Below are 25,034 nucleotides of genomic sequence, written 5' to 3' on the forward strand. Positions count from 1 at the left end.
AATCTTTTCACTGCGAGTCTGGCAAGGGAATGGTATACTAACAGAAAAAGCTCTAGTGCAGGGGGAACGAAAGTGGAACAAGTACGATATGGTGGTTTAGAAGCAGGGGGAACAAAAATGGTTTGTGGCGTCGCCAACGAAAAAGGCGAGTGGTTGGCGAAGCTGACGATTCCTACCAAACATCCACAAGAAACAATGCCAGAGATTATCGCGTTTTTTGAAGAACAACAAATTGATAGTTTGGGGATTGGCAGTTTTGGGCCACTTGATCTTGTAAAAGGATCTTCTACATACGGCTCACTGGCAAGTACGCCTAAAAAAGGATGGCAAGGCTATTCGCTCCTTGGCGCCTTTGCCCATTTAAACATTCCTATCTCGATTACAACAGATGTGAATGGAGCTGCGCTTGCTGAAGCTGCTGTTGGTGCTGCCAAGGGGCTTGACAGTTGCGTTTATATTACAGTCGGTACTGGCATTGGCGCTGGCGCAGTCGTAAACGGGACGATTTTGGAAGGGCTTAGCCATCCAGAAATGGGGCATATCCCTGTTGTACGCCATAAAAATGACCGCTATGAGGGCAATTGCCCATACCATGGTGATTGTCTTGAGGGGCTTGCTGCTGGTCCCGCTATTCAAGGGCGATGGGGCAAAGCAGGTGTAGAGCTTGCCGAAGTTAGCGAAGTATGGGAAATGGAAGCATACTATCTAGCCCAAGCAATCGCTACTTACACATACGTGCTGTCGCCAAAGCGAGTTATTTTAGGAGGCGGTGTCATGAAACAACGCCACTTGTATCCGCTTATTCGCAAAGCGTTGGCTACGCAAATCAATGGCTATGTGGAGATGGGCGATCTTGAGGAATATGTTGTGCCTCCAGGACTCGGCGATGACGCGGGTCTTACAGGAGCCGTTTTACTTGCTAAGCAAGCATTTGCCCAAAAGGGGCTTAAGTCGGCAAACCTATAGCCAAATAAAAAGGCAAAGTAACAGAGAAAAACGCTTAGCGGAAAGCCGCTTTGCGTTTTTTCTACAAACCAAAATAGAGGAAGCGGGGATGGCGATGTCAGAACGGTACCCACATGCAAAGCGTGTCTATCAATTGACGCTGGAGCTAATGAAGCAGCCAAGCATTTCTGGAACGACACAAGAACGGGAAATGGCTGACCGCATTGTTGCGGTGCTAGAGCGGATTCCTTATTACCAAGCCTATCCGCAGCACATCAAACGCGTCCCTTTAAAAGGCGACTCTCTCGGACGGGAAGCGGTTGTCGCGCTTTTGGCGAAAGCGCCTACGACAAAAAAAGCGACGATGTTGTTAAGCCATTTTGATGTTGTTGGCGTCGATGATTTTGGAATGTATAAAGAGGATGCGTTTACTCCTGATTTGTTAAAAGAAAAGCTTTTGGCCGAGCAAGAGGGCTATCTTGACAAGGACGCACGTCATGAGTTGGAATCTAACCATTATTTGTTTGGACGTGGCAGTATGGACATGAAGGCCGGACTTGCGATGCAGTTGTCTGTTTTGCAAGACATCGCTGATGATAAAGACGCTAAAGCCAATGTATGTCTGGTCGCCGTGCCCGACGAAGAAAAGCTGTCAATGGGAATGTTTGCCGCTATCCATGAATTGAAAGCGATGCAGGAAGATGGCTGGAACTTCCAAGCATGCATTTGTTCGGAGCCGAATTTTTCTGCTTATCCGAATGATTGGAACAAATACATTTATACGGGCTCAACAGGGAAGCTGCTCCCGTTCATTTACTGTATCGGCAAGGAAACGCATGTTGGCCAACCGTTGGAAGGCATTAATGCTGCTGTTATGGCTGCCCAACTCGCCGTGGAAATGGAATGGTCAGAGCGGTTTTCGAATAAAGTCGATGGTGAAGTTTCTCCGTCGCCAACATGTTTGCGCATTCGAGACTTAAAGGAAACGTACGATGTGCAAACGCCAAATGAATCTTATTTATTTTATAATGTGTTAACGCTAGACTCAGGACCCCAGGAAGTTATGGAGCGTGTAAAAGAGGCTTGCAACCAGGCAAGCACGCTCATTTATGAGCGCCTTCTCCGCCATCGCCAAGCATTTGGCAATGAATCACTGACAGCACTAGTGAAACAGCCAAAAGTCTATACGTTAACTGATCTTTACAAGCTCGGAGTTCACAAGTATGGAAAGCATGCATTTAAGGACGTTTACGAAGAAGCATTATCCGAAAGTGTAGCGGAAACGGCTGATTACACGACGCAAACACTTGCATTTGCACGGCGAGTGTCAGCCCATTTTTTAGACAGGGCACCTTTTTATTTGCTGTTGCTTGCTCCGCCCTATTATCCACATGTGCGTCTTGACCAGAAACAAGATCAAAGTTTGTTGGCGCTTGTAGAGGAGCTCAAGCAAGTTTGTGCCGATCAATTTGGCGAACGACTTGTGCAAAAAACCTTTTTTCCAGGTCTCTCGGATGTGAGTTATTGCCGGGTAACGAGAGAGGCTGCTGCTCCAGATGTGGCATTGAAAGAGCATATGCCATTATACGAACGAAGTTATCACATTCCCTTAAGGGAAATCGCTGCGCTTAACATTCCGACAATAAACTTAGGGCCTTTTGGCAAAGACGCCCATAAGCGGACTGAACGTTTAGAATTGACATACTCCACGGAAGTGGCCCCAGCGTTACTACTTCATGCTGTGAAGCGGCTAGCGGAGCAAACAGATTAGCAAAAAAGAGCGATGTCTTCTGTTAAAGAGGGACACGAGAGGGCGCCACTTATTCAGGCGCCTTTTTACAGGCTGTTGCGAGGCGCAGTAGAAGAACTTGGCTATTTGTCGTAAACTGTAATAAGCTATGTGTGGCGTACTGGTTTTATTGAGGAGATTATACATATGAAGAAAACAAATTCCACTTCCTTCGTAACAGCGGGTTTGCTGCTAGGCATTTTTATGGCCGCCATCGACAATACGATTGTAGCGACAGCAATGGGCACCATTGTTGGCGACCTCGGTCATTATGAGCAATTTGTATGGGTAACGGCTGGATATATGGTCGCGATGATGGCCGGTATGCCTATATACGGGAAATTATCTGACATGTATGGCCGGAAACGTTTTTTCGTATTTGGCTTGCTCATGTTTTTGCTTGGCTCTGTCTTATGTGGCCTGTCGCAAACGATGAATCAATTAATAGCGTTTCGCATCATTCAAGGGATCGGCGGCGGAGCCCTGATGCCTATAGCCTTTACGATTATTTTCGACCTCTTCCCGCCAGAGAAACGAGGAAAGATGACTGGGCTTATTGGCGCTGTGTTTGGCCTTTCCAGTGTCCTTGGACCTCTATTAGGTGCATTTATAACGGAAGCGCTAAGCTGGCATTGGATTTTTTATATCAATGTGCCAATCGGTGCGGTGGCGCTGTTTTTAATTGTCCGTTATTACAAAGAAACGATGGAGGCATCGAAACAAAAAATAGACTGGCTTGGCGCTGGATCCCTTGTTCTTGCAGTTAGTTGCTTAATGTTTGCCCTTGAACTTGGGGGCGGTACGTACAGTTGGGGTTCTCCAACGATCCTTTTGCTGTTTGCCGCTGCGGCGGTTCTGTTTACCGTGTTTGCGTTCGCCGAACGGAAAGCAGAGGAGCCGATCATTTCGTTTTGGATGTTTAAAAAACGTCTATTTGCCACGTCGCAGCTAATTGCCTTTGCTTACGGCGGCACATTTGTGCTTTTGGCTGTGTTTATTCCAATCTTTGTCCAGGCCGTATTCGGCGGTACGGCATCTGACGCTGGGACAACGTTAATGCCAATGATGCTTGGCTCGGTAGTTGGAAGCATGATTGGCGGAGCGCTGCAGACGAAAATCTCGTTTCGGGCAATGATGGTATTTTCAGGCGTCTGCTTTTTTACAGGCATGGCACTGCTAGCAACAATGGGTACAGATGTCACAAGAATAGCATTGGCGCTTTATATCGCTTTAGCTGGGCTAGGCGTAGGCTTTTCGTTTTCGCTTTTGCCTGCTGCTTCCATTAATCAATTATCGCCGCGATTCCGTGGTTCAGCCAACTCAACCAACTCGTTTTTGCGCTCATTTGGCATGACGGTCGGTCTCGCTGTTTTCGGTACTGTCCAAACGCTTTCCTTTTCCAACCGATTAAACGGAGCATTCAAGGAAGCACCAATTCAAGTGGAAAGCCAAAACTTACAAGAATTGTTTACGCCAGAAGGCAGAGCGCAAATACCGCCTGATGTGCTTAGCACAATTACGGAAGCGATGTCCGATTCAATTACATTTATCTTCTCCCTTGCGCTCATTCCGATTGCGGTTGCACTAGTAGCGGCGTTTTTTATGGGCAATGACAAGGTTGAGACAAGCAAAAGCATGAAACGGAACCCGTCGTCGGAAGTATAGCATAGGGAGAATGAAGCAAGGAGACTGCACGAATGTATGGTGTTGTCTCCTTGTTTGTTTATTAGGGAAGTCATTACTAGCTGTAAGCACCTTGGCAAATCCAGAAGTTATAACTTGACAAAAAAATTTATTTATGCTATAATTGAATATTATTGTTTTTATTGTATAATAGGATTCTCCTGGCCAGGGGAATCCTATTTTTTTGAAGATGAAGGAGCGTGTATGGCTTGCAAAAGGGGAGTCCTAGTTTAACTTCTATTATTTCTGCATTTGGAAGAGCATACCATAGTCAGTTTGATCAACCGAAGATTTTTGATGATTATTTAGCGGACCGTTTGCTCTCCGAAGACGAATATGAGGAGATCAAGGCCAACATGATTCAGGGGATTGGTTTTTTTAACGAAGAAATTGCCCAAAAATGGAAAGGCCATTCGGAACAGATATTAAAGTGGATTACCCAAGTACAACTTTCTCCAACGCCTTTAGCGCGTGCCTCCTATTGTGAAGGCGTGCTTCTGAATGAAGTGCGGCTAGGGGCCAAACAGTACGTCATCCTTGGTGCAGGTTTGGACACATTTTGTTTTAGGCATCCAGAGCTGCAGGATACATTAGACATTTTTGAGGTTGATTCTCCGATGACGCAGGAATTTAAGAAGAAAAAGTTAGAGCAGGCTGGTTTTGAGATTCCAAGCCACCTTCATTTCGTTCCTATGGACTTCAGCAAGACGTTTTCTGGGCAACCATTAATCGAGGCAGGGTTTGCTGGCAAGAAGACGTTCTTTAGCCTTTTAGGTGTTTCCTACTATTTGACGAAGGAAGAGCTTTCAAGCTTAATTGCCCATTTGTTTGCCCTTGTGCCAACGGGAAGTTCGATTGTGTTTGATTATGCAGATGAGACGCTTTTTGAAGAAAAAGGGGTTTCAAATCGAGTCGAAAACATGGTGAAAATGGCAGCCGCAAGTGGAGAGCCGATGAAGTCCTGTTATTCTTATAGTGAAATGGAATGGCTATTGGAACAATGCGGTTTGCTTATCTATGAGACGCTTACGCCTGAGAAAATCAATGAACGGTACTTTTCTAACAGGCAAGATCATTTGTCAGCATTTGAAACCATTCATTATGTTCATGCAGTCAAAAAATAAAAGTGGCTGGTTCATGAAAGTAGAGAATGAGAGGAAAACACATGGCGGCAATCGCCATGTGTTTCAGCCTGTCGACAAAGTCTCGGTTTTACCGAGACAGTCGACAGGCTTTTTTGTACAATAAAAGAAAGAAAAAAGGGTACAGGGTGAGGAAAAATGTTGTCCAAACAATTGGAAGATAAGCGGATGCAGATGGAGATGGTCTGGATTGAAAAGCTGGTGCCAGAGGATCATCTCGTTCGGAAGCTCGATGCAGTGATTAATTTTGATTTCATTTATGACCTTGTCGAAGATCTTTACTCAAAAGACAAGGGTCGTCCGAGTGTGGATCCCGTGGTGTTGGTCAAAATGGTGTTCATTCAATACATCTTTGGCATTCGTTCGATGCGTCAAACGATCAAAGAAATCGAAACCAACGTGGCCTACCGTTGGTTTTTAGGATTTGGCTTTGAGGACAAGATCCCCCACTTTTCTACGTTTGGGAAGAACTACGTTCGTCGTTTCCGGGACAGTGACGTGTTTGAACAAATTTTTTATCGCATTCTGAAACAAGCAATGGATAAAGGGTTTGTGAATCCAGACGTAGCTTTTATCGACTCGACCCCGATTAAAGCGAACGCCAATAAACGAAAGCATCGGAAAAAGGTCGTCCGTGCTGAGACGCGGGCCTATCAAGCCCAGTTGGAGGAGGAAATCAATGGGGAACGGGTGAAAAATGGAAAAAAGCCCTTACCTCCCTCGAAAAAAGATCCTGCGAGGGAGGTCAAGGAGAGTACCACGGATCCTGAGAGCGGCTACTATGCCAAAAGCGAGCGGGAAAAGATGTTTGCCTACAGTTTCCATACCGCTTGTGATGCCAATGGATTTGTTCTGGGAACCATGGTGAAACCGGCGAATGTCCACGACAGCCAAGTATTCTACGAACTGTTTGACCAATTGAAAGACAAGGTGTGCCGACCAAAGGTTGTCGCTGTGGATGCGGGCTATAAAACGCCTGCCATTGCCAAAAAACTTCAAGAAGAAGGCGTTCATCCTGTTATGCCTTATAAACGCCCGATGACCCCTAAAGGCTATATCCGAAAAAACGAGTTTGTCTATGATGAATACTACGATTGTTTTCTTTGCCCACAAAACCAGGTGCTTTCTTACCGAACGACGAATCGAGAGGGGTACCGGGAATATGTCTCCGACCCTCGGATTTGTGAGACGTGCCCGCTGCTCGCTCAATGTACAAAGAGCCAAAACCACCAAAAGCTCGTTCTTCGCCATATTTGGCAAGATGCCCTGGATGAGGCAGAACATCTGAGGCATACGGCAAAGAACCGAGACATCTACGCCAAGCGCAAAGAAACGATTGAGCGTGTCTTTGCCGATCTGAAACAGAAGCATGGTCTGCGTTGGACCAACCTGAAAGGGTTGGAAAAAAATGCAATGCAGGCGATGCTTGTTTTTGCTGCGATGAACTTGAAAAAATTAGCCACCTGGAGTTGGAGGAGGAACACCCCTCCAACTTCAAAGTCTCCAAAGTCCACCCACCTTTTTATCATCAACAAAACGCCTTTGAGAATCATTTTCTCAAAGGCGTTTTGTCTACGCTCTGAACACATGGCGGCAATCGCCATGTGTTTTTTATATCAAATCTGATTTTTTGAGAAAACGGATGAAACCAGCCTCTCCTGAGTCGGTATCTTTAAAGACGCCAGCATGGGAGAGGACAGTCGCAAACAACCGACCAACTTCTTGCTTAAGGAGCGCTTCCACATTCGCTGTTATAAGGTTCGGCTTTTGCTCTTTTAGCGAAAGCGCCCACTCTTTGTGTTTTGCAATTGTTTCATTTTGCTCAATTTGTTCTGCTGCGTTAGCGCTCGGTAGGACAGTCGCTAGCTCAGCTAGTTCTTGTTTTAAGCGCCCAGGCAATACGGCTAAGCCCATTACTTCAATCAAGCCAATGTTCTCTTTTTTGATAGCGTGCACGTCCGCATGTGGATGAAATAACCCAAGCGGATGGGTTTTTGTCGTCCGGTTATTGCGAAGGACGAGGTCGAGTTCAAACATGCCGCCCTTGTTGCGGGCAATCGGTGTAATCGTATTATGAGGAGTTCCGTCACTATTTGCATAAATGTCGAGCGATGGGTCGCTGTACGTTTTCCAAGCCGAAAGGATAGCAGTAGCCGCTGCTTGCAATGATGCTGGGTCTGCGCTAGCGAGACGAATGACAGACATAGGCCACTTGACAATGCCAGCTTTTATGGTTGGATCTCCTTTTAGAGTAAAAGCCTTTTTCAACGGCGCTTTCGCCATTGGAAATGTATGCGCTCCAGCTTGGTAATGGTCGTGGCTTAAAATCGAACCGCCGACTATTGGCAAATCGGCATTGGAGCCAATAAAATAATGCGTGTATTGTTGGACAAATTCGAGCAACCTTGTAAACGTGTCGGCGGTAATCTGCATAGGCCGCTGTTTTTCGAAAAGCACAATGGCGTGTTCTTCATAATAGACGTAAGGAGAAAACTGCATATACCACTGTTCGTTGCCAAGTGTTACTGGGATTAAGCGCAAGTTTTGCCGGGCCGGATGGGTAGCTCGACCGGCAAAGCCAACATTTTCTTTGGCAAGAAGCCCTTTAGGATAGTGGGACGGGGCTACCTTTTTGGCAGCAGCAATGGCAACAGGGTCTTTTTCCGGCTTGGATAGATTGATCGTGATTTCGAGCTCGCCATAAGGGGTAGGGGCAAGCCAACTTTCATTTAAGGCGATCCTGTCTGTGCGAATGTAATGGGCATCTTTGCAAAACTGATAAAACGCAGCAGTAGCCGCTTGTGGGCCTTGTTGTTCGCAAATACGAAAAAAATGATCAATGACCGTACTTGGACGCGGCAAAATCGCATCGATCAATTTTGTGTCAAATAAGTCCCGGTATGTGACCGTATTTGCTTCAAGGAGACCATTGTCTGCAGCCCAATCAAGAATCGGGGCAAGGATGTCGTGAATGGGCTCATTGGTCTCAGGGAGCGTTTCCCCGATCATCGGCGCATCGAGGCCAAGACGGTCCAGTAGCTGGTTTCGGCTATAGTCGACGTCAGCAAGAGGGAGCAGCTTTTTTTGAACGCCGTAAGCAAGCAATTTTTCAATTTGTGTGTAAATCTGTTTTTCCATCTGGTTGCCCTCAATCTGCCGCAGCGGCCAAAGGCAGTTCGGTTACGCCATCACCGGCGCGGCTAATATAGAAGCTTGGTTGAAAGCCAAATTCGCTTTCGTAGCCTTTTTTAACGTGTGCTTGAAACGCTTCAATTTTGTCTGTTTGTACAAGGCTGACAGTACAGCCGCCAAATCCTGCTCCAGTCATACGTGTGCCGATGCAGCCAGGGGCTCGGTGTTGCAACTGATATAAAGCATCAAGCTCTAAGCCCGTTACTTCGTAATCGTTTGCCAGCGATTGATGGGACTCATTCATTAGTTGCCCGAAGTCATGAAGGTTTCCTGCTTTTAGCGCCGTTACGGCTTCGAGCACACGTTGGTTTTCGCTGACAACATGGCTAGCTCGTTTGGCAACTGTCGCCGTTGAAAAAGCGTGGCGGTGTTTTGCGAGCAACGCCGGTGTGACATCACTTAATGTACGAATGCCAAGACCAGTTGCTTGAAGGTCAGCGAGCGCTTGTTCACACTCGGCCCGTCGTTCATTGTATTTAGAATCAGCTAGCCCTCTGCGTTTATTTGAATTGGTAATCACGATATCGTGATTGCCCAATGTTAATGGCACAAGTTCGTACTGCAACGAGTCCGTTTGCAAAAATAGCGCATGGTCCGCTTTGCCCATGCCAACAGCAAATTGGTCCATAATGCCGCTGTTCACGCCGATAAAGTTGTTTTCAACATGCTGGCATGCTTTTACAAGGTCGAGGCGATCCCAATTGGCGCCTGTAAGGGAAGAGATCATATAGGCTGTCACCATCTCAATCGAGGCTGAAGAAGACAATCCTGCCCCATTAGGAATGTTTCCAAAAAAATAAAGGTCGGCCCCGCCTAAGTCAAAACCATGATGTTGAAAATAAGCGATGACGCCTTTAGGATAATTGCCCCAATCATCTTCTTTATTGTACGAAAGTTCTTTGTTTGGGAAAGCAACCCGTTGGCTAAAATTTTTGCTCGCTAAACGAAATTCATTCGTGTTTGTGCGGCGGACTGCTAAGTAAGTTCCCATTGTTAAAGCGGCGGGAAAGACAAAACCACCATTATAATCGGTATGTTCCCCAATTAAGTTCACACGGCCTGGCGCGAAAAAAAGCTGGTCTGGCAAGGAGCCAAAAAGCGTTTCAAATTCAGCAGCAATCTCATTCGTGTTCATAGAGTCACTCCTTTTAGCGTAAAAAGACAGATAAGCAAGTGCTATTTGACAGCGGTTGCAAAACTTTCTATGATTATATCAACAAAAACGAACAATAACAAACACTTTTTAACATAATAGAGGTGCAAGCAATGTTAAAAGAAGAAAGACTGCAACGGATATTAAAGATGCTCGAACAGAGTGACATAATTAAAGTGGCAGATGTAATGAAAGAGCTACAAGTGGCAGATATGACGGTGCGCCGCGATTTGCAGGCGCTTGAAGAAGCAGGATTGCTTGTCCGTTTACATGGCGGAGCGACAAAAGCAGGCTACAAAGAGCTATCTAATACAGAAAAGCAGAGTTTAAACCAAAAAGAAAAAAAGGCGATTGCGAAACAAGCAGCTTCACTCATTCATGACCATGACACGGTCTTTCTCGGGCCTGGCACAACAAATGAATCGATGCATGCGTACATTCAGGCTAGCGACGTGAAGATTGTGACGACTTCATTGCCGATTTTTATGGAATTTAAAGGCGATTCTCGGTTTGAGCTATTGTTGGCAGGAGGAGAATACCGTGAACGGACTGGTTCATTCATCGGAGCTCTAACAAGGCAGTTGTTAGGGACACTGCGGTTCAATAAAGCATTTATCGGCACGAATGGCATTCACGGGAGCGAAGTAACGGCGGCTAATGAAGAAGAAGGGGAAGGCCATCGGATCGTCTGCAAGCGGACTGAACAGTTATATATTACAGCAGACCACAGCAAATTTGGAGTAAGCGCATTTTATACATTTTGCCGTTTGCAAGAGGCGACGGCGGTTATCACCGATAGCCTGCTTGATAAAAACACGTTGAACGAGCTGAAAAATCACACACAAGTGTTTAGTGCTCAAATGCCAGAGTAAGCAAAAAAGGATGTGGACAAGGATTTTGGCAATCTTACACAATGCTTTAAAAAGTGGCTAAACCCCTTTGTTAACCGCTTTAAAGATAATAGGTGCTGTTACCTGTATCCAATTTATTTCCAATTTTCATTGCTAGAAAACGATTTTCCGAATATAATAGTTGACTAGTTATGGGTATTTTATGCGATGGAATAAGGAAATTCTATTGGAAAGAAGAGATGTCCAATGTCAAATTTAAAAAGGTTGGCTTCTAAGAAGTTGATGTTTTTTTGGCTTGCTCTATTTTTATATTGGCTCAAAACATATGTGACGTATAAAACAGAATTTAATTTAGGGGTCAAAGGGCCGTACCAGGAATTATTGCTTGCCTTGAACCCATTAAGCATGGGTGTTTTATTGTTTGGGTTGGCCTTGTTTGCGAAAGGACGACGTTCCAACGTATGGATTATTATTTTTGCTTCCTTGCTTGGCGCCATTCTTTATGCAAATGTGCTGTTTTACCGCTTTTTCGATGACTTTATTACGCTGCCTAACGTGATGCAGGCTTCCAATTTAAGCACGATGTCTGGAAATGTGTTTGCTGCCATGCGTTGGTATGATCTATGGTTCTTTTTCGATGTAGCGGTTTTAATGATCCTCTATTTTTGGAAAAGGGAAGTTCCTGAGATACGCTTTCGCAAAAGCGTAGCCACAACTGCGGTTGTTACAGCGGTTGCTCTATTCGTCGCCAATTTGACTATGGCAGAAATCGATCGTCCACAGTTGCTTGCACGGACGTTTGACCGCAACTATATTGTGAAGTATTTAGGTTTGTATAATTACACCATTTACGATGGGATACAGACCGTGCAAGCGGAATCGCAACGTGCATATGCAAGCAGCGATGATTTAACGGAAATTGAAAATTACACGGTTTCCCGTTTCGCCAAGCCAAATGAGGACTACTTTGGCATAGCTGAGGGAAAAAATATCATTAAGATCCATTTAGAGAGCTTCCAGTCGTTTCTAATTGATTATGAGCTGAATGGCGAGGAAGTTACGCCATTTTTGAATTCATTAGCCGCCGGGGCTGAGGATATGACGTATTTTGATAACTTTTTCCATCAAACGGGGCAAGGGAAGACAGCGGATGCGGAGCTGATGCTAGATACTGGTTTATTTGGTTTGCCGCAAGGTTCAGCCTTTGTGACGAAAGCGCAAAATACGTACCAGTCGCTTCCTGCCATTTTAAACCAGGAGCACGGCCACGAGAGTGCGGTTTTGCACGGTGACTACAAATCATTTTGGAATCGCGATACGATGTATAAACAGCTTGGTATCGATCAATTTTTTGATGCAAGCTATTATGATATGAGCGAAGAAAATACCGTCAACTTAGGCTTAAAAGACAAGCCATTTTTCGAAGAATCGATTCCGATGCTTGAGTCATTGGAAACGCCGTTTTACGCCCATTTGATTTCGCTCACGAACCACTATCCGTTTAACTTGGATCCAGAAGATGCAACAATTGAACGGGCCACTACCGGAGACAATACAGTCGATAACTATTTTCAGACGGCCCGTTATTTGGATGAAGCACTAGAGCAATTTTTTGCTGACTTAAAAGCGTCAGGCTTGTACGAGGACTCAGTCATCATGATTTACGGAGATCATAACGGCATTTCCGAAAACCATAACCGGGCGATGGCTGAAATTCTAGGCACAGAAATCACTCCTCACCAAAATGCTCAAAACCAACGAGTGCCGTTATTGATTCGTGTTCCTGGCATGGAAGGCGGCATGAACCACACATATGGTGGGGAAATTGATGTAATGGCGACGCTCCTCCATTTACAAGGCATTAGTGCCAAACCATATGTGCAATTTGGGACGGACTTGTTTTCTGAAGAACATGATGAAATCGTTTCGTTTCGCAGTGGCGACTATATAACGCCAGCGTTTACGTCAGTTAATGGCGTTCTTTACGATACAGAGACAGGCGAAATTCTGGAACCGACAGAAGAAACAACTGAAATTCAGGAAAAAGTCGACCAGCAGTTAGATTACTCAGACCGCGTGCTTTATGAAGACTTGCTTCGTTTCCATGCGATCGATGGCTTTGAGCCAATTGAACCGACTGATTATTATTATGGCAATCCAAATAAAGAACCGGCAAACGAAGATGAATAAAAGAACCAGCGGGAGCTGGTTCTTTTATTGTTCGTAAAGAAGAACGGCAGGCCTGCTCTTTTTTAGAACAACAGCGGTAAACAATAAAATGAGCGTTTTCTGTCTAAATAAACTTTGACAACGGTTCCGCGATCATGTATATTACCCTATGGGCGAATGATTTTTGTTCTTTTATTCTATAACATTCGTTTTTAGGGGTGTGAATGATGGAAAACGTTTTTGACTATGAAGATATTCAACTCATTCCAGCAAAATGCATTGTAGGAAGTCGTGCTGAATGCGATACAAGTGTAGAACTTGGAGGCCGTACGTTCAAGCTTCCAGTTGTTCCAGCAAATATGCAAACGATTATTGATGAAAACATTGCTCGTTATCTTGCCGAAAATGATTATTTTTATATTATGCACCGGTTCCAGCCAGAAACACGCCTTGCTTTTGTCAAAGACATGCATGAACGGGGATTGTATGCATCCATTAGCGTTGGCGTAAAAGAAGAAGAATACACATTTGTGGAACAATTGGCTGACCAACACGTAGTGCCAGAATATGTGACGATTGATATAGCTCATGGCCATTCCGAAGCGGTTATCAACATGATCCGCCATATTAAAACGCACTTGCCGGAAAGTTTCGTTATTGCTGGCAATGTCGGCACGCCAGAAGCAGTGCGGGAACTTGAACATGCTGGTGCAGACGCGACGAAAGTCGGTATCGGGCCTGGAAAGGTGTGCATCACTAAAATCAAAACAGGCTTCGGCACTGGAGGCTGGCAGCTTGCAGCGCTGCGCTGGTGTGCGAAGGCTGCAAGCAAACCGATTATTGCCGACGGCGGCATTCGCACCCACGGCGATATAGCCAAGTCTGTCCGTTTTGGCGCCACAATGGTGATGATTGGTTCTTTGTTCGCGGGACATGAAGAATCTCCTGGCGAGACGATCGAAAAGGACGGCAAGCTTTATAAAGAGTATTTTGGTTCTGCATCAGAATACCAAAAAGGCGAACGAAAAAATGTCGAAGGCAAGAAAATGTATGTCGAGCACAAAGGTTCGCTCTCCGAAACGCTACAAGAAATGGAACAAGACCTCCAGTCTTCAATTTCCTATGCAGGAGGCAAAAAACTAGACGCAATCCGCAATGTGGACTATGTCGTTGTGAAAAATTCCATTTTTAATGGCGACAAAATTTACTAGAGCTAAACTTAAATTCATATTGGTTATAGAGGATGGAGCTGTTTTGATCAGGCTCCATCTTTTTATTTTAAACTGCTAGCAATAAAGTGAAACCATAAACAAGGAATCAAAAGATTGGAATAGTGCAGAATTGGACTATTTTTCACTTGACAAGAAAAACGATCGTTGGAATAATGAATTCTGAAAGCGCTTTCTTTTGTAGGTTGGCTATCACTCGGACAGGGAACGATTTGCCAACTTAGTTTATTTCATAAACAAACAAAGTTCATGACATGATTGGAGGGTGAAGTATGAGAAAAAAAGTAGGGACTTTGGCAGCTGTTTTAAGTATCTGTTTAATCGGATGCAGCCCGGAAGAAGATGATAACGAGATTACGATTTGGAGCTTTACAGATGAAGGGGAGTACGCCGTTGCCGCATTCTCGGAAAAGTATCCAGACGTAAAAGTCAATTTTCAGTTTATTCCTTCAAGTCAATATGAAACAAAGCTCCGCTCTGCTTTGTCAACAGGAATACGGGCCCCTGATGTATTTGCACTAGAAGCCCAATATGTGCGAAAGTTCATTGACCATCCGTCACTAGAATCGTTATCTGAAGCTCCGTATGACGCTGAGGCATTGATTGACAGCCATTACGAGTATATTCAAGGCATGGAAAGGGATTCAAATGGGGATGTTCGCACAGTTGGTTATCAAGGCACGACAGGTGGATTTTATTTTCGCAGAGATTTGGCGGAAGAATATTTAGGAACAGATGATCCAAAAGAGGTTAGCGAGATGATCGAAACATGGGATGAGGTGTTTTCGATTAGCAAGCGCGTTTATGAAGAAAGCGGTGGGACAGTCCATGGGTTGCCAAATTGGAATTCAATTGGGCAAGTGCAGGACGCACTCGTTAACCAAGCATGGGTCGTTGATGATAAATTAATCATCGACCAAGCAAAGAGGGACGTGCTGGATTTAGTTGATCAAGCGATTGAAGCGGACGCATTGGCAATGTTGGATGATTGGTCTCCTGGATGGACTGCTTCTATGCAACAAGGCTCCGTCTTGTTTTATCCAGGGCCATCTTGGTATTTGCAATATGTCTTGCAAGCAAATGCTCCTGATACAAGTGGGTTATGGGGACTTGCGAGTGGCCCTGCTGCTTTTAGTGGAGGCGGGACGTTTTATTCCGTTTATTCTGGCAGTGATAACAAAGACTTGGCTTGGGAATTTGTGAAGTTTTACGGGTTTGATGTTGACTTCTTACAGAACTTAGCTGTAGATGAACAGTATTATACAAGTCATCGCGGAGCAAATGAAGGCGTAGCGGATGAGATTACGAGCGATTTCCTAGCGGGCCAAAATTATTTTGAATTTTTTAATGAGGAGTCAGAAAATGTGCAGGCAGTCGTCCGCTCATCATTTGACGGCGATATTAATGACATTTTTAATGAGCTGATGGATTCATACGCCCGGGGAAACTTTCATTCACAGGAAGAATTTTGGCAGCGGTTCAAACGTGATGTGCAAACGTATTTTCCAGAACTTACGATTGAATAACTTTACTGGCTCCTAAAGCTATAATCCGAGGAGGGCTAACATGTTCATTAACCGCATTAATAAGGGAAATTGCGGATACTTTTTTATTGCCCCGTTTTTTATCGTATTCTTATTGTTTGGGCTATATCCGATCCTTTACTCTTTCTATTTAAGCTTAACCAATTGGGATGGGCTCAACGATCCAGAATTTATCGGCCTTGCGAACTACACCCGGGCGATAATCGATCCGTTGTTTCTTCAATCACTGTTTAATACATTTTTTATTTGGATTGTATCAGTGGTACCTCAACTTACTGTCAGTCTAGTGCTTGCAGTCATTTTGACGAACACATTCTTAATAGGCAAAGATTTTTTTAGAGCGGTGTATTTCTTTCCAAACATTGTGACGGCTGCTTCCCTCGGTTTGCTCGTCAGTCTCATGTTTGACTGGCAAACGGGCAGTGTCAATCAGTTGCTAATGTCGATTGGTTTCTTGGACCAGGCGATTGATTGGAAAAACAACGCCTTGTTTATGCAAATGCTTGTGTCGGCCATTCTGTTTTTCCAGTACTTTGGCTACTCAATGCTTATCTATATCGCGGGCTTGCAAGGAATTTCGCCAGAATATGCCGAAGCTGCCAAAGTAGATGGAGCGTCGAAAATCCAGATCTTCTTTAAAATAACTGTTCCGCTATTAAAGCCGATTATAATTTTCCAAGTGATTACTTCATTAATTGGCGGAGTGCAAATCTTTGATCAGCCATACATGTTAACGGAAGGATCTGGTTCGCCTAACCATGCGACGTTGACGAGTGTCATGTATTTGTATCGGACTGCTTTTGAACAAGGCAGATTTGGATATGGTGCAACGATTGCGTTTTGTTTATTTGTTGTCATTGTCAGCTTATCTGTCATTTCCTATTTGGTTTCAAGGAATAGAAGCAAAATCGCTTAAAGGGGGAGTTAGCGTGAGCAAAGGGGCATTGCCTGTAAACGATGGAAAACTGTCTATGGAAGGACGTAGAAAAAAGCGGGCTCATCTCTCTCTTTATACAGGATTGATTGGGCTTGCCATCCTCTGTTTGTTTCCGTTTTACTTAATGATCATGTATTCGACTCATGCAAACGCGGATATTGCCTCAACGTTTTTGTTTTTCCCGGGCGGAGAATTGGTTAACAATTTTACGCGCATGGTTGAAAATGTCGATATTTTCCGTGGGTTTATGAATAGTTTCATCATTGCCGGCGGTTCAACTCTATTAACGCTCTATTTCGGCGGCATGACGGCTTACGGGTTTTCAAAATTCAAGTTTCGATTTAATACGATCTTGTTTTTGCTTATGCTGGCGACAATGATGATTCCCGCTCAGCTTGCATTAATTGGAAGCTATCGCTGGCTTGGTATGATTGGCTTGCTTGATTCCCATGCAGCTATTATTCTTCCAGCTGCGGCCAACACATTTGCCGTCTTTTTTATTAAACAATTTCTAGACGGCAGCATTCCCGATGATGTGCTGGAATCCGCTCGAATTGACGGGGCGGGAGAGTTGAAAATTTTCCACCGGATTATTTTGCCGATGATCGTCCCTGCTCTTGCTGCGATTGGCATCTTTACCTTTATAGGAGCTTGGAACAATTTCATTGGCCCACTCGTCTTATTGTTTTCCGAAGAGAAATACCCATTGCCAGTCATGGTGGCATTGATACAAGGTTACTACAATACCGATTACGGCTTAATGTATTTAGGCGTAGCCATGTCCGTTTTACCGATTATTATCGTGTTTTCGTTATTCTCAAAACGGATTATGGGCAGTGTGGCAATTGGCGCTGTGAAAGGGTAAGCGGTCTTTTTCCTTGCTTTTCTTTATGCTCCTTTGGCTGCTTTCCATTTGTTTGCGTGTAGTAAAATCATGGCAGAACCATTTGACGAACCGTTTTCATTCTGGTGAAATAAAGACATGCCAATGATCAAAAGCGTGTGATGAAAGGAAAAAAGGGGAAAGAGAGTGGTCCGACAGTGGTTAACTATGACGGTAAGCAATTTGTGGCAAAGGAAAACAGTGAAAATGGCGAAGTTTCTTCAGCTACAGTCTTCCAATACAAACAGGAAGGCCGGATTTTGACTGGAACGTATAGCGGGGGCGAGATCCTCACAGGCACTTTAATAGGTTTAGTTGATGATCAAGGCCATTTGCGATTTCGCTATAACCATGTAAACGTCGATTATGAAATACGCGGTGGGGAATGCTACTCTATACCAGAACAATTGGCAGATGGACGAATCCGTTTGCACGAAAAATGGAAGTGGAATGACGATAGCAAAAGCGAAGGGACATCAATTGTAGAAGAGATTTTACGTTGATCGATGTTAAAGCGCCAAAAGGAACGCCTTGGGCAACAGCCCAAAGCGTTTTTTGACACTTTAAATCCAACTCCAGCCGCGGCGCCGGCCTTCATAATAGCCTCCGCCGTTGTTTCCATTGCCATTCTCGACAACTGACTCGTATTCTGTCCGCTCTTCGACTGACTCGGTTTGCGGAAAACTGTACTCGCGGCGTACGACTTGGTTATTGACATAAGTCGTATGGGTCGGATACACTTCTGGGATAATGACGACTTCCGTTTGTTCTACAACGCGGTGCTTTGTAGGGTGAATGATCGGATCACATTTTTTCACCTTTGTCGGAAGTGTTTCGTAGCAAGGGCGCTCAGGCTTTTTACAGTCGCATGAGCATTTCTTATGGTCGCGGCTCATTCCTTACCTCCATGAAGAATTATTTAAAGCGTGGAGCTTTATAAGATAACGTATGTTAAGAGCTGAATGCTCGTACTGGTTGGCTTTCCCATTTACGGAAAAATGGCTAAAACGTGGATCAGCGAATAGGAAGCTTCTGAAGAATTGTAAAGAAACGACTATGTGTTTCGAAATTTTCGTAAAGTTCTCTCTTTTTCGGTCGGTGTATGTTTGCCATTTGTTATACTAATCGTGAAGCAGTTCATTTCTTATTAGGAGGGCCAGTATGAAAAGAGTGACTCAAAAAAGGGCAATTCAGTCGGTTATCATTTTTGCTAGTTTTACAATAGGCATTCCGGCATTGGCAGAAAGCATAAGCGATCCTCCACCTGTATTGGAACCAAGTGACCCGAATGGAAAACGCGTATTGTTTGATAACAGCCATGGGCAAACAGCCGGGCAATCCGATTGGGTCATAGACGGAGCTTTTTCGGACTTTGCCGATGCGCTAGTGGAAAACGGGTACTATGTCAAGGAACACCGTAGTGCAGAACCGCTAACTAGCGCCGATTTAGACGGGTACGATGTGTTTATTATTCCTGAAGCGCAAATTCCATTTAAGGCGATTGAGCAAGAGGCGATTGCCTCGTTTGCAGAAGAAGGGGGCGGCGTGTTTTTTATTGCTGACCATTACAATGCCGACCGCAATTTTAACCGGCTTGATTCAAATGAAATTATGAACGGGTGGCGCCGAGGGGCTTATGATGACATAACAAAAGGGATGAGCAATGAAGAAAAAGAAGCACTCGAAGGTGTTGTAAGTTCAGATTGGCTTGCTGAAGAATTTGGCGTTCGTTTCCGTTACAATGCCATTGACCATACAGTAGCAGATACGATTGTCAGCCCTGAAGAGGCGTTCGGGATTACAGAAAACATTAGCGCTCTCTCCATTCATGCTGGATCAACGCTTGCAATTATTGACCCAAACGTCGCTAAAGGCGTTGCTTACTTGCCTGATGGCCTGACGCCGGAAGCGAATAAATGGAACAACGCAGTTGACCAAGGTGTTTATCATGGCGGCGGAATGGAGGAAGGGCCTTATGCGGCTATCGGAAAAAAGGGATTAGGCAAAGCAGCCTTTATTGGTGATTCATCTCCGGTCGAGGATGCGACCCCAAAATACCGCAACGAAGAACATGGCGGGACGAAGCGGACGTATGATGGATTTATCGATCAAGACAATGGTGTTTTCCTCGTGCAGGTAGTCGACTGGCTTGCTGAACAAGAATCCTATACCAACTTTGCTGAAGCAGGAATTCCTTTAGACGAACCGTCCCCACTTTTGGAAATGGAACTGCCTGAAAAGACAACAGAACCACAGGCTGAGCCATGGCGACAACCGCAAGGGGATTATCGGTGGTATGACCGTTCTACTTTTGCGGCCGGATCGTTTGGCAGTGGACAGGAGGCACCGCTAGAAGTGGAATATGATTTGGAAACGCCAGAGGCGCTCCCACTAGGAGGGCAGACGTTTTCTGTGACCGTGGAGCTCCGTCATTTGGAGCCGAACCAAACGGTCAACAGCCTTGACATGCAAGTATACTTACCAGGAGGACGTTCGATCTCGCAAATTCAAGGGGAGGATGGAAGTTGGCCTAGCTCTTACGGCTACCACCAAATCGGCACGTTGACCGCTGATGCTACAGGGACAGCAACGAAAACGGTCACGATGCGTTTGAACCCGTCGGTGGAGGCCGATTCGGCAATGATTCGCTTGCGCAATGACCGCCAAAATGTCGTGACGCAAACAGTTGCTCTTACTGCCGCCAGCGAAAAGGTGACGAAACACCCGACGATTCAAAAGAGCTTAAAACGAAAAAGTGTACCAGTGGCAATAGCAGGAAGCTAGGGGGTTTTTCCCCTAGCTTGAGGTTGTCGACAAAGTCGATAACCGCACTCAGACTGATAGAAAACGCTTGTCAGACGAGGAGTGTAGCCGAGGGAAGATGCGAATAGAACGTGGGTTCATGAGCATATGAGTGAGGCAAACGACGAAGTATGCGAGCGTTTGTCTACAGTCTGAAGCTAGGGGATTTTCCCCTAGCTTTCCTCGTTTACAAACAATGGAACGACTTTGCCGTTATTAACATCAATTAACCCGAAATCAGTAATTTTCAGGGCAGGGCTAACTGGCAAAGATAACGTCGACAGTGACATAATCGGATTGTAATGCTTATAACCTAATGCCGTTAGCGCTTTAACGAACGATTCGACCTTTGGCGCAAGCTCGGTTAGGGGCGCTTCAGAAAGAATACCGCCAACTGGCAGTTCAAGCATCGCTTTCACTTCCCCGTTCTCTACTGCCGCACAGCCTCCTTGTGCTTGGATGACTGCGTTTGCTGCACAAACCATGTCTCTGACGTTTGCGCCGATAACGAGCAAGTTATGGTTGTCGTGAGAATACGTTGTGGCCACTGCTCCACGCTGTATAATGTCTCCGGCGATCAGGCCGTGGGCACGCCCGCCCGTTTTACCGTAGCGTTCAAATGTGGCAATAAGACGAAAGTCGCTGTCTTGCCATTGAAGGAGGCCGTTTGCAACAGGCACCCTTTCCTGAGTTTCCTTTGTAAAGGTTGAGCCATCTGCGACATTCATCACCCGGCAAACATGGATGCCGTCTTGGCGGTCGGCAACCACGTGAAAATCCTCATCCTGTAGAGGAGCAAGCTTGACGCTTTCGTAAAAATGGGGTGGAAACTGCCTTGGCTTTGGCGTTTGTTTGTACGGGCTTGCTGCATCAAAGGCGAGCATTCCATCTTTATAAACAGCGGAAAAAACAAATTGGCCGTCTTCTGCAAGAAGACTGAAGTCAGCGATTTTTCCAGGAGCAATCGCGCCCCGGTCATCAAGTTTCATCCGCTTGGCAGGTGCCATTGTACAAGCATAAATGACGTCCTCAAACTTCATTCCTGCTGCGAGCGCTTTGTTTGCAAGAACATTTAAGTGGCCACGTTTATAAAGAGAATCAGCCATGACATCATCAGTAACAAAGCAAAAATGTTCTCGGACGTCGTTTTCAATCAAATAGGAAAGCACGTCGTCGGTCATCGATTTTTCTTGGATTTCTAAAAACATGCCAGCTTTAATGCGTGCTTCCATTCCTTCTCTCGTTTGGTGTGTATGGTCAGACCCAATTCCGGCAGCAACAATTTGATGAAGGTCGAGCCCTGTCAGCTTAGGCACATGCCCTTCGATAGGAAGAGCAGGATAGGAACGCCGGAAATGCTTGAGGATTTGGTTTGTTTTTGACTCAGGCTTTGAAATGACATCGACATAGTTCATGATTTCTCCTAAGCATTGGATGTCCTCTGTGTCCATTAATTCAACCATTTCTGCGATTCCGATGGCGCCGCCAGTCGTTTCCAAGCTAGTAGCGGGAACAGAACTAGGGATCGCATATTTCATATCAACCGTACAGGCTGCGCTTGCCTCAATCATGGCTTTAATGCCTTCGATTCCAAACACATTGGCCATTTCATGAGGCTCTGCAACGATCGTTGTCACGCCATTTCGTAATAGTGCCCACGAAAAAGTTTCTGGTGTGACCATCGAGCTCTCGATATGCAAATGGATATCGATTAAGCCAGGAATCATTTGCCGGCCTTGGCCATCAATAGTTGCCTTGGCTTGAATCGATTCAAGTTCGTCGCTGTGACCGATTGCCACAAATCGGCCTTCGTTAATCGCGACGTCACTGGCGATAAATTGCTGTATATAGGCGTTATAGACGCGTACGTTTTTCACTAAAGTATTTACATGCATAATAAGTCCTCCAACTTCCGCAATGGACAATGGTTGTATTTCACTTTCGTATAGGGCCTAACGCAGGAAGCATTATTGGGTAATAACGATTTTATTGCTTGGAAAATGGAGGACGACAGGCGTGCCAATGTCAAGAGGCGTCGCCATGTCCGTATGGACGGTAAACGTGCCGGCTGCCGTTTCTACGATACATTGGTAACTTCGGCCGAGAAAGGTGCAGACAAGCACTTTTCCAGCTATGTGGTTGGCAGCGTCCCCTTGGTTTAAATCGAGAACAAGCTCAATGTCGTCAGGGCGGATTGCTCCTGTCATCCCTAAGTCGGAACCGGCATGTTTAGCGACTGAAAAGCGTTGTGCTCCAGAGGCAAATGCCCAATAAGCCCCTTTGTCTTCCCTGTCTGAGAATGGCAAGAAGTTTTTAAAGCCGATAAATTCAGCGACAAAGCGCGTTTTTGGATAGCTGTAAATATGGGATGGGGCATCAAGCTGTTCAATGACCCCTTTATTCATAATCGCGACATTGTCGGAAATGGAAAAGCATTCCTCCTGGTCATGAGAGACGTATACAGCTGTGATGCCGAGCTCTTGTTGAATGCGGCGAATCTCCACGCGCATTGTTTCACGCAAGTTTGCGTCCAAGTTGCTTAACGGTTCATCAAACAACAACAGGTCAGGTTCAATTACTAATGCCCGGGCGATAGCGACACGCTGCCGTTGCCCGCCAGAAAGTTCTTTTGGAAAACGATTTTCAAACCCCGTTAAATTAACGACATCGAGGACATAGGCAATCCGTTTTTTCATTTCGCTTTGCGTTTGTTTGCGCATTTTTAAGCCAAAGGCAATGTTGTTATACACAGACAAATGGGGAAAAAGCGCATAGTTTTGGAAAACAAAGCCAAAGTTCCGTTTCGAAACGGGGACGCGTGTGTAATCTTTGTCGTTAAATAAGAAGCGGCCAGATTTCGATTCGAGAAAACCAGCAATGAGGCGCAATGTCGTCGTCTTTCCACAGCCACTTGGTCCTAGTAAGGAAAGGAGCTCGCCTTTCTCGATTTTTAAATCAAACTGTTTTAAAATGTCTTGTTTTTGGTAAGCGACCGTCACTTGGTCTAATGTTAGTAAAGCCATGAGAGACCTCCATTCTTTTACAAAAGTTGCTATCAAGCATAGGGGAAACGGGAATCCGTTTCGTTATCGTTTCGTAAAATACGACAAGCCGACTAACCTTTCAATCGCAAACATCAATATAGCTGTCAACGCCATTAACATCACCGAAATAGCCGCAACCGTTGGGTCAAAATAATGTTCAACGTACGTCAGCATTTGGATAGGCAGCGTCGAAAGCCCTGGTCCGGTAAGAAAGACGGAAATATCAACGTTATTGAATGACTCTAAAAACGCGATGAGCACTGCAGCGATAATGCCAGATTTAATATTAGGCAAAATGACTTTGAAAAACGCGCCGAGGCGGCTTGCTCCGAGGCTCATTGCTGCTTCTTCAATCGAGAAGTCAAACGTGGCCATACTAGAAGCAATTACACGGATAATAAAGGGCAGCATCAAAATCGTATGTCCTACAAATAGCGCGACTTCAAGTGGAAGCTGATAAGCGACAATCAAATAGCGTAAAAATGTAAAACCGAGCACGGTGCCAGGAATGAGTATCGGCGATACGAACAACACATTCAACAGCGCTTTTCCTGGAAACTCGTAGCGGCTTAATGCATAGGCAGCTGGGATCCCAAGCAACAATGCACACAGGTTGCCTAACAAGCTAACAAGCATTGAAAGCTTGAACGTATCCATGAACGCAGACACAGCAAAAATATTTGCGTACCATTCAAGAGAAAAGCCACTTGGCGGAAACTGCAGCACTGTACTAGGCTCAAAAGAAGCGACCGAAATAATAACGAGCGGCCCGAGCAAAAACAAAAAAATAAGAAAGGAAACAAACCCAAGGCCGATATGTTTTGATTGGTTCATCTGTTTACCCCCTTGGATTTAAAATCGCTGCGATTTTTTGGAATAGGCCGGTAACAACAAACGTGATGACAATCATGATTGTCGCAATCATCGCAGCCGCATGCCAATCATTTAACGTAATCGCATTTTGATATAAAAACGTCGAAATGACTCGTTGCTGGCCGCCAAGAAGTGCTGGTGTTGTGTAGGCAGTAAAACTGCCGACGAATACGAGCGTGCTGCCAATTACAAGGCCAGGTACACAGAGTGGCACCATGACTTTCAAGAACGTTTTTGCTTTTGAAGCGCCAAGGCTTTCAGCAGCTAAAAACAAATCGGAATCAATGTTTTCCATCACTCCAACTAATGTAACAATCATGAGTGGCAAAAATAAATGGATAAGGCCGATTGCGACAGCGGCTGGTGTATATAAAATTGATAATGGCTCGTTTATTAGACCAGTCGCCAAAAGAAACTCGTTAAGCAAACCATTGCGGCCGAGAATAATCATCCAGCTAAAAGACCGAACAACTGGGCTGACGAGTAATGGGAAAATGGCGAGCATGAGCATGATTGCTTTTTTGCCGCCATTTAACTTAGAAATGTAATAAGCGGCGGGAAAAGCAAGAATGACGCAGCAAAAAGTCGTTAATAGAGCGACAAAAAGAGTTGTCCATAAAATTTCTAAAAAGTAGGCATCACCTAAAAAACGAAAATAACCGTCTAAAGAAAAGCTGCCGTTTTCGACGAATGTCGAGCTGATGGTGAGCACGAGTGGAATAAGCATAAAAACAGTTAAAAACAGCAGCCCTGGAATGAGCAAAAGCATGCGCATTGACCGGTTCACGAACAAATCAC

20 protein-coding genes are annotated in these 25,034 nt (G+C 45.1%); 13 read left to right on the forward strand and 7 right to left on the reverse strand.

Translation table 11 applies throughout. From position 1 onward, the window contains the following. Positions 1–117: 117 nt before the first annotated feature. The 5 genes from BC8716_RS11700 (at position 118) to BC8716_RS11720 (ending at position 7,185) form a co-directional block, all read left to right on the forward strand. Positions 118–966: an ROK family protein gene (locus BC8716_RS11700; protein ID WP_257252111.1), complete on the forward strand. Its 849-nt coding sequence runs from the start codon at positions 118–120 to the stop codon at positions 964–966. Continuing rightward, positions 917–2,716 carry a M20/M25/M40 family metallo-hydrolase gene (locus tag BC8716_RS11705; RefSeq protein ID WP_157730430.1) on the forward strand — a complete coding sequence of 600 codons (1,800 nt, stop codon included), beginning with the start codon at positions 917–919 and terminating at the stop codon, positions 2,714–2,716. Before BC8716_RS11700 ends, BC8716_RS11705 begins: the two co-directional genes overlap by 50 nt. A gap of 165 nt (positions 2,717–2,881) precedes the next feature. Beyond that, positions 2,882–4,399, forward strand: coding sequence for an MDR family MFS transporter (locus BC8716_RS11710; RefSeq protein WP_094425881.1), 1,518 nt, complete (start codon positions 2,882–2,884; stop codon positions 4,397–4,399). Positions 4,400–4,626: 227 nt separating this feature from the next. Further along, complete coding sequence (locus BC8716_RS11715) at positions 4,627–5,541, forward strand: class I SAM-dependent methyltransferase (RefSeq protein ID WP_094425882.1); 915 nt, start codon at positions 4,627–4,629, stop codon at positions 5,539–5,541. 156 nt (positions 5,542–5,697) lie between these two features. Further along, complete coding sequence (locus tag BC8716_RS11720; RefSeq protein WP_094425884.1) at positions 5,698–7,185, forward strand: IS1182 family transposase; 1,488 nt, start codon at positions 5,698–5,700, stop codon at positions 7,183–7,185. Here the strand turns inward: BC8716_RS11720 and galT are convergent. Beyond that, entirely contained in the window at positions 7,171–8,697 is a 1,527-nt protein-coding gene (galT, locus tag BC8716_RS11725) for a UDP-glucose--hexose-1-phosphate uridylyltransferase (RefSeq protein ID WP_094425886.1), read from the reverse strand. The two genes, BC8716_RS11720 and galT, sit on opposite strands and share 15 nt — an antisense overlap. A 10-nt stretch (positions 8,698–8,707) precedes the next feature. Continuing rightward, positions 8,708–9,886 carry a galactokinase gene (locus BC8716_RS11730; RefSeq protein ID WP_094425888.1) on the reverse strand — a complete coding sequence of 393 codons (1,179 nt, stop codon included), beginning with the start codon at positions 9,884–9,886 and terminating at the stop codon, positions 8,708–8,710. A 131-nt stretch (positions 9,887–10,017) separates the two neighbouring features. Here BC8716_RS11730 and BC8716_RS11735 point away from each other — a divergent pair, with 131 nt between their 5' ends. The 7 genes from BC8716_RS11735 (at position 10,018) to BC8716_RS11765 (ending at position 18,020) form a co-directional block, all read left to right on the forward strand. Continuing rightward, positions 10,018–10,776 carry a DeoR/GlpR family DNA-binding transcription regulator gene (locus BC8716_RS11735; RefSeq protein WP_094425890.1) on the forward strand — a complete coding sequence of 253 codons (759 nt, stop codon included), beginning with the start codon at positions 10,018–10,020 and terminating at the stop codon, positions 10,774–10,776. 225 nt (positions 10,777–11,001) lie between these two features. Beyond that, entirely contained in the window at positions 11,002–12,945 is a 1,944-nt protein-coding gene (gene ltaS, locus BC8716_RS11740) for a lipoteichoic acid synthase (protein ID WP_094425892.1), read from the forward strand. Between the two features lie 206 nt (positions 12,946–13,151). After that, positions 13,152–14,135, forward strand: coding sequence for a GMP reductase (gene guaC, locus BC8716_RS11745; protein ID WP_094425894.1), 984 nt, complete (start codon positions 13,152–13,154; stop codon positions 14,133–14,135). A 290-nt stretch (positions 14,136–14,425) separates the two neighbouring features. Beyond that, positions 14,426–15,679, forward strand: a complete 1,254-nt coding sequence (locus BC8716_RS11750) for an ABC transporter substrate-binding protein (protein WP_094425896.1) — start codon at positions 14,426–14,428, stop codon at positions 15,677–15,679. Positions 15,680–15,719: 40 nt separating this feature from the next. Beyond that, positions 15,720–16,613 carry a carbohydrate ABC transporter permease gene (locus BC8716_RS11755; RefSeq protein ID WP_094425898.1) on the forward strand — a complete coding sequence of 298 codons (894 nt, stop codon included), beginning with the start codon at positions 15,720–15,722 and terminating at the stop codon, positions 16,611–16,613. Positions 16,614–16,626: 13 nt separating this feature from the next. Continuing rightward, entirely contained in the window at positions 16,627–17,499 is an 873-nt protein-coding gene (locus tag BC8716_RS11760) for a carbohydrate ABC transporter permease (RefSeq protein WP_094425900.1), read from the forward strand. A 140-nt stretch (positions 17,500–17,639) separates the two neighbouring features. Continuing rightward, entirely contained in the window at positions 17,640–18,020 is a 381-nt protein-coding gene (locus tag BC8716_RS11765) for an avidin-fold protein (RefSeq protein ID WP_094425902.1), read from the forward strand. Between the two features lie 60 nt (positions 18,021–18,080). Here BC8716_RS11765 and BC8716_RS11770 read toward each other — a convergent pair whose 3' ends face one another. Continuing rightward, entirely contained in the window at positions 18,081–18,413 is a 333-nt protein-coding gene (locus tag BC8716_RS11770; RefSeq protein WP_094425904.1) for a spore coat protein, read from the reverse strand. 265 nt (positions 18,414–18,678) lie between these two features. On the opposite strand from BC8716_RS11770, the gene BC8716_RS11775 reads away from it, so the two are divergent. After that, on the forward strand, positions 18,679–20,301 hold the full coding sequence (locus tag BC8716_RS11775) for a DNA-binding protein (protein WP_094425906.1): 1,623 nt from the start codon (positions 18,679–18,681) through the stop codon (positions 20,299–20,301). Positions 20,302–20,492: 191 nt separating this feature from the next. Here BC8716_RS11775 and BC8716_RS11780 read toward each other — a convergent pair whose 3' ends face one another. The 4 genes from BC8716_RS11780 to BC8716_RS11795 form a co-directional block, all read right to left on the reverse strand. Further along, positions 20,493–22,214: an adenine deaminase C-terminal domain-containing protein gene (locus BC8716_RS11780; RefSeq protein ID WP_094425908.1), complete on the reverse strand. Its 1,722-nt coding sequence runs from the start codon at positions 22,212–22,214 to the stop codon at positions 20,493–20,495. A 72-nt stretch (positions 22,215–22,286) separates the two neighbouring features. Next, the gene (locus BC8716_RS11785) at positions 22,287–23,342 is read right to left on the reverse strand and encodes an ABC transporter ATP-binding protein (protein ID WP_094425910.1); all 1,056 of its coding nucleotides are present in this window, start codon (positions 23,340–23,342) and stop codon (positions 22,287–22,289) included. A 63-nt stretch (positions 23,343–23,405) separates the two neighbouring features. Beyond that, positions 23,406–24,197, reverse strand: coding sequence for an ABC transporter permease (locus BC8716_RS11790; RefSeq protein ID WP_063608578.1), 792 nt, complete (start codon positions 24,195–24,197; stop codon positions 23,406–23,408). Positions 24,198–24,201: 4 nt separating this feature from the next. Continuing rightward, positions 24,202–25,023, reverse strand: coding sequence for an ABC transporter permease (locus BC8716_RS11795; RefSeq protein WP_406550715.1), 822 nt, complete (start codon positions 25,021–25,023; stop codon positions 24,202–24,204). Between the last annotated feature and the right edge of the window lie 11 nt (positions 25,024–25,034).

This window comes from Shouchella clausii, from assembly GCF_002250115.1.
GTDB lineage: Bacteria > Bacillota > Bacilli > Bacillales > Bacillaceae_D > Shouchella > Shouchella clausii.

What these genes read in the sequence shown, in the direction of transcription:
- BC8716_RS11770 (WP_094425904.1), bottom strand. Translation starts at nt 18,413, where the DNA reads ATGAGCCGCGACCATAAGAAATGCTCATGCGACTGTAAAAAGCCTGAG.
- BC8716_RS11720 (WP_094425884.1), top strand. Translation starts at nt 5,698, where the DNA reads ATGTTGTCCAAACAATTGGAAGATAAGCGGATGCAGATGGAGATGGTC.
- guaC (WP_094425894.1), top strand. Translation starts at nt 13,152, where the DNA reads ATGGAAAACGTTTTTGACTATGAAGATATTCAACTCATTCCAGCAAAA.
- BC8716_RS11700 (WP_257252111.1), top strand. Translation starts at nt 118, where the DNA reads ATGGTTTGTGGCGTCGCCAACGAAAAAGGCGAGTGGTTGGCGAAGCTG.
- BC8716_RS11750 (WP_094425896.1), top strand. Translation starts at nt 14,426, where the DNA reads ATGAGAAAAAAAGTAGGGACTTTGGCAGCTGTTTTAAGTATCTGTTTA.
- BC8716_RS11730 (WP_094425888.1), bottom strand. Translation starts at nt 9,886, where the DNA reads ATGAACACGAATGAGATTGCTGCTGAATTTGAAACGCTTTTTGGCTCC.
- BC8716_RS11785 (WP_094425910.1), bottom strand. Translation starts at nt 23,342, where the DNA reads ATGGCTTTACTAACATTAGACCAAGTGACGGTCGCTTACCAAAAACAA.
- BC8716_RS11765 (WP_094425902.1), top strand. Translation starts at nt 17,640, where the DNA reads ATGAAAGGAAAAAAGGGGAAAGAGAGTGGTCCGACAGTGGTTAACTAT.
- BC8716_RS11710 (WP_094425881.1), top strand. Translation starts at nt 2,882, where the DNA reads ATGAAGAAAACAAATTCCACTTCCTTCGTAACAGCGGGTTTGCTGCTA.
- ltaS (WP_094425892.1), top strand. Translation starts at nt 11,002, where the DNA reads ATGTCAAATTTAAAAAGGTTGGCTTCTAAGAAGTTGATGTTTTTTTGG.
- galT (WP_094425886.1), bottom strand. Translation starts at nt 8,697, where the DNA reads ATGGAAAAACAGATTTACACACAAATTGAAAAATTGCTTGCTTACGGC.
- BC8716_RS11735 (WP_094425890.1), top strand. Translation starts at nt 10,018, where the DNA reads ATGTTAAAAGAAGAAAGACTGCAACGGATATTAAAGATGCTCGAACAG.
- BC8716_RS11790 (WP_063608578.1), bottom strand. Translation starts at nt 24,197, where the DNA reads ATGAACCAATCAAAACATATCGGCCTTGGGTTTGTTTCCTTTCTTATT.
- BC8716_RS11780 (WP_094425908.1), bottom strand. Translation starts at nt 22,214, where the DNA reads ATGCATGTAAATACTTTAGTGAAAAACGTACGCGTCTATAACGCCTAT.
- BC8716_RS11755 (WP_094425898.1), top strand. Translation starts at nt 15,720, where the DNA reads ATGTTCATTAACCGCATTAATAAGGGAAATTGCGGATACTTTTTTATT.
- BC8716_RS11775 (WP_094425906.1), top strand. Translation starts at nt 18,679, where the DNA reads ATGAAAAGAGTGACTCAAAAAAGGGCAATTCAGTCGGTTATCATTTTT.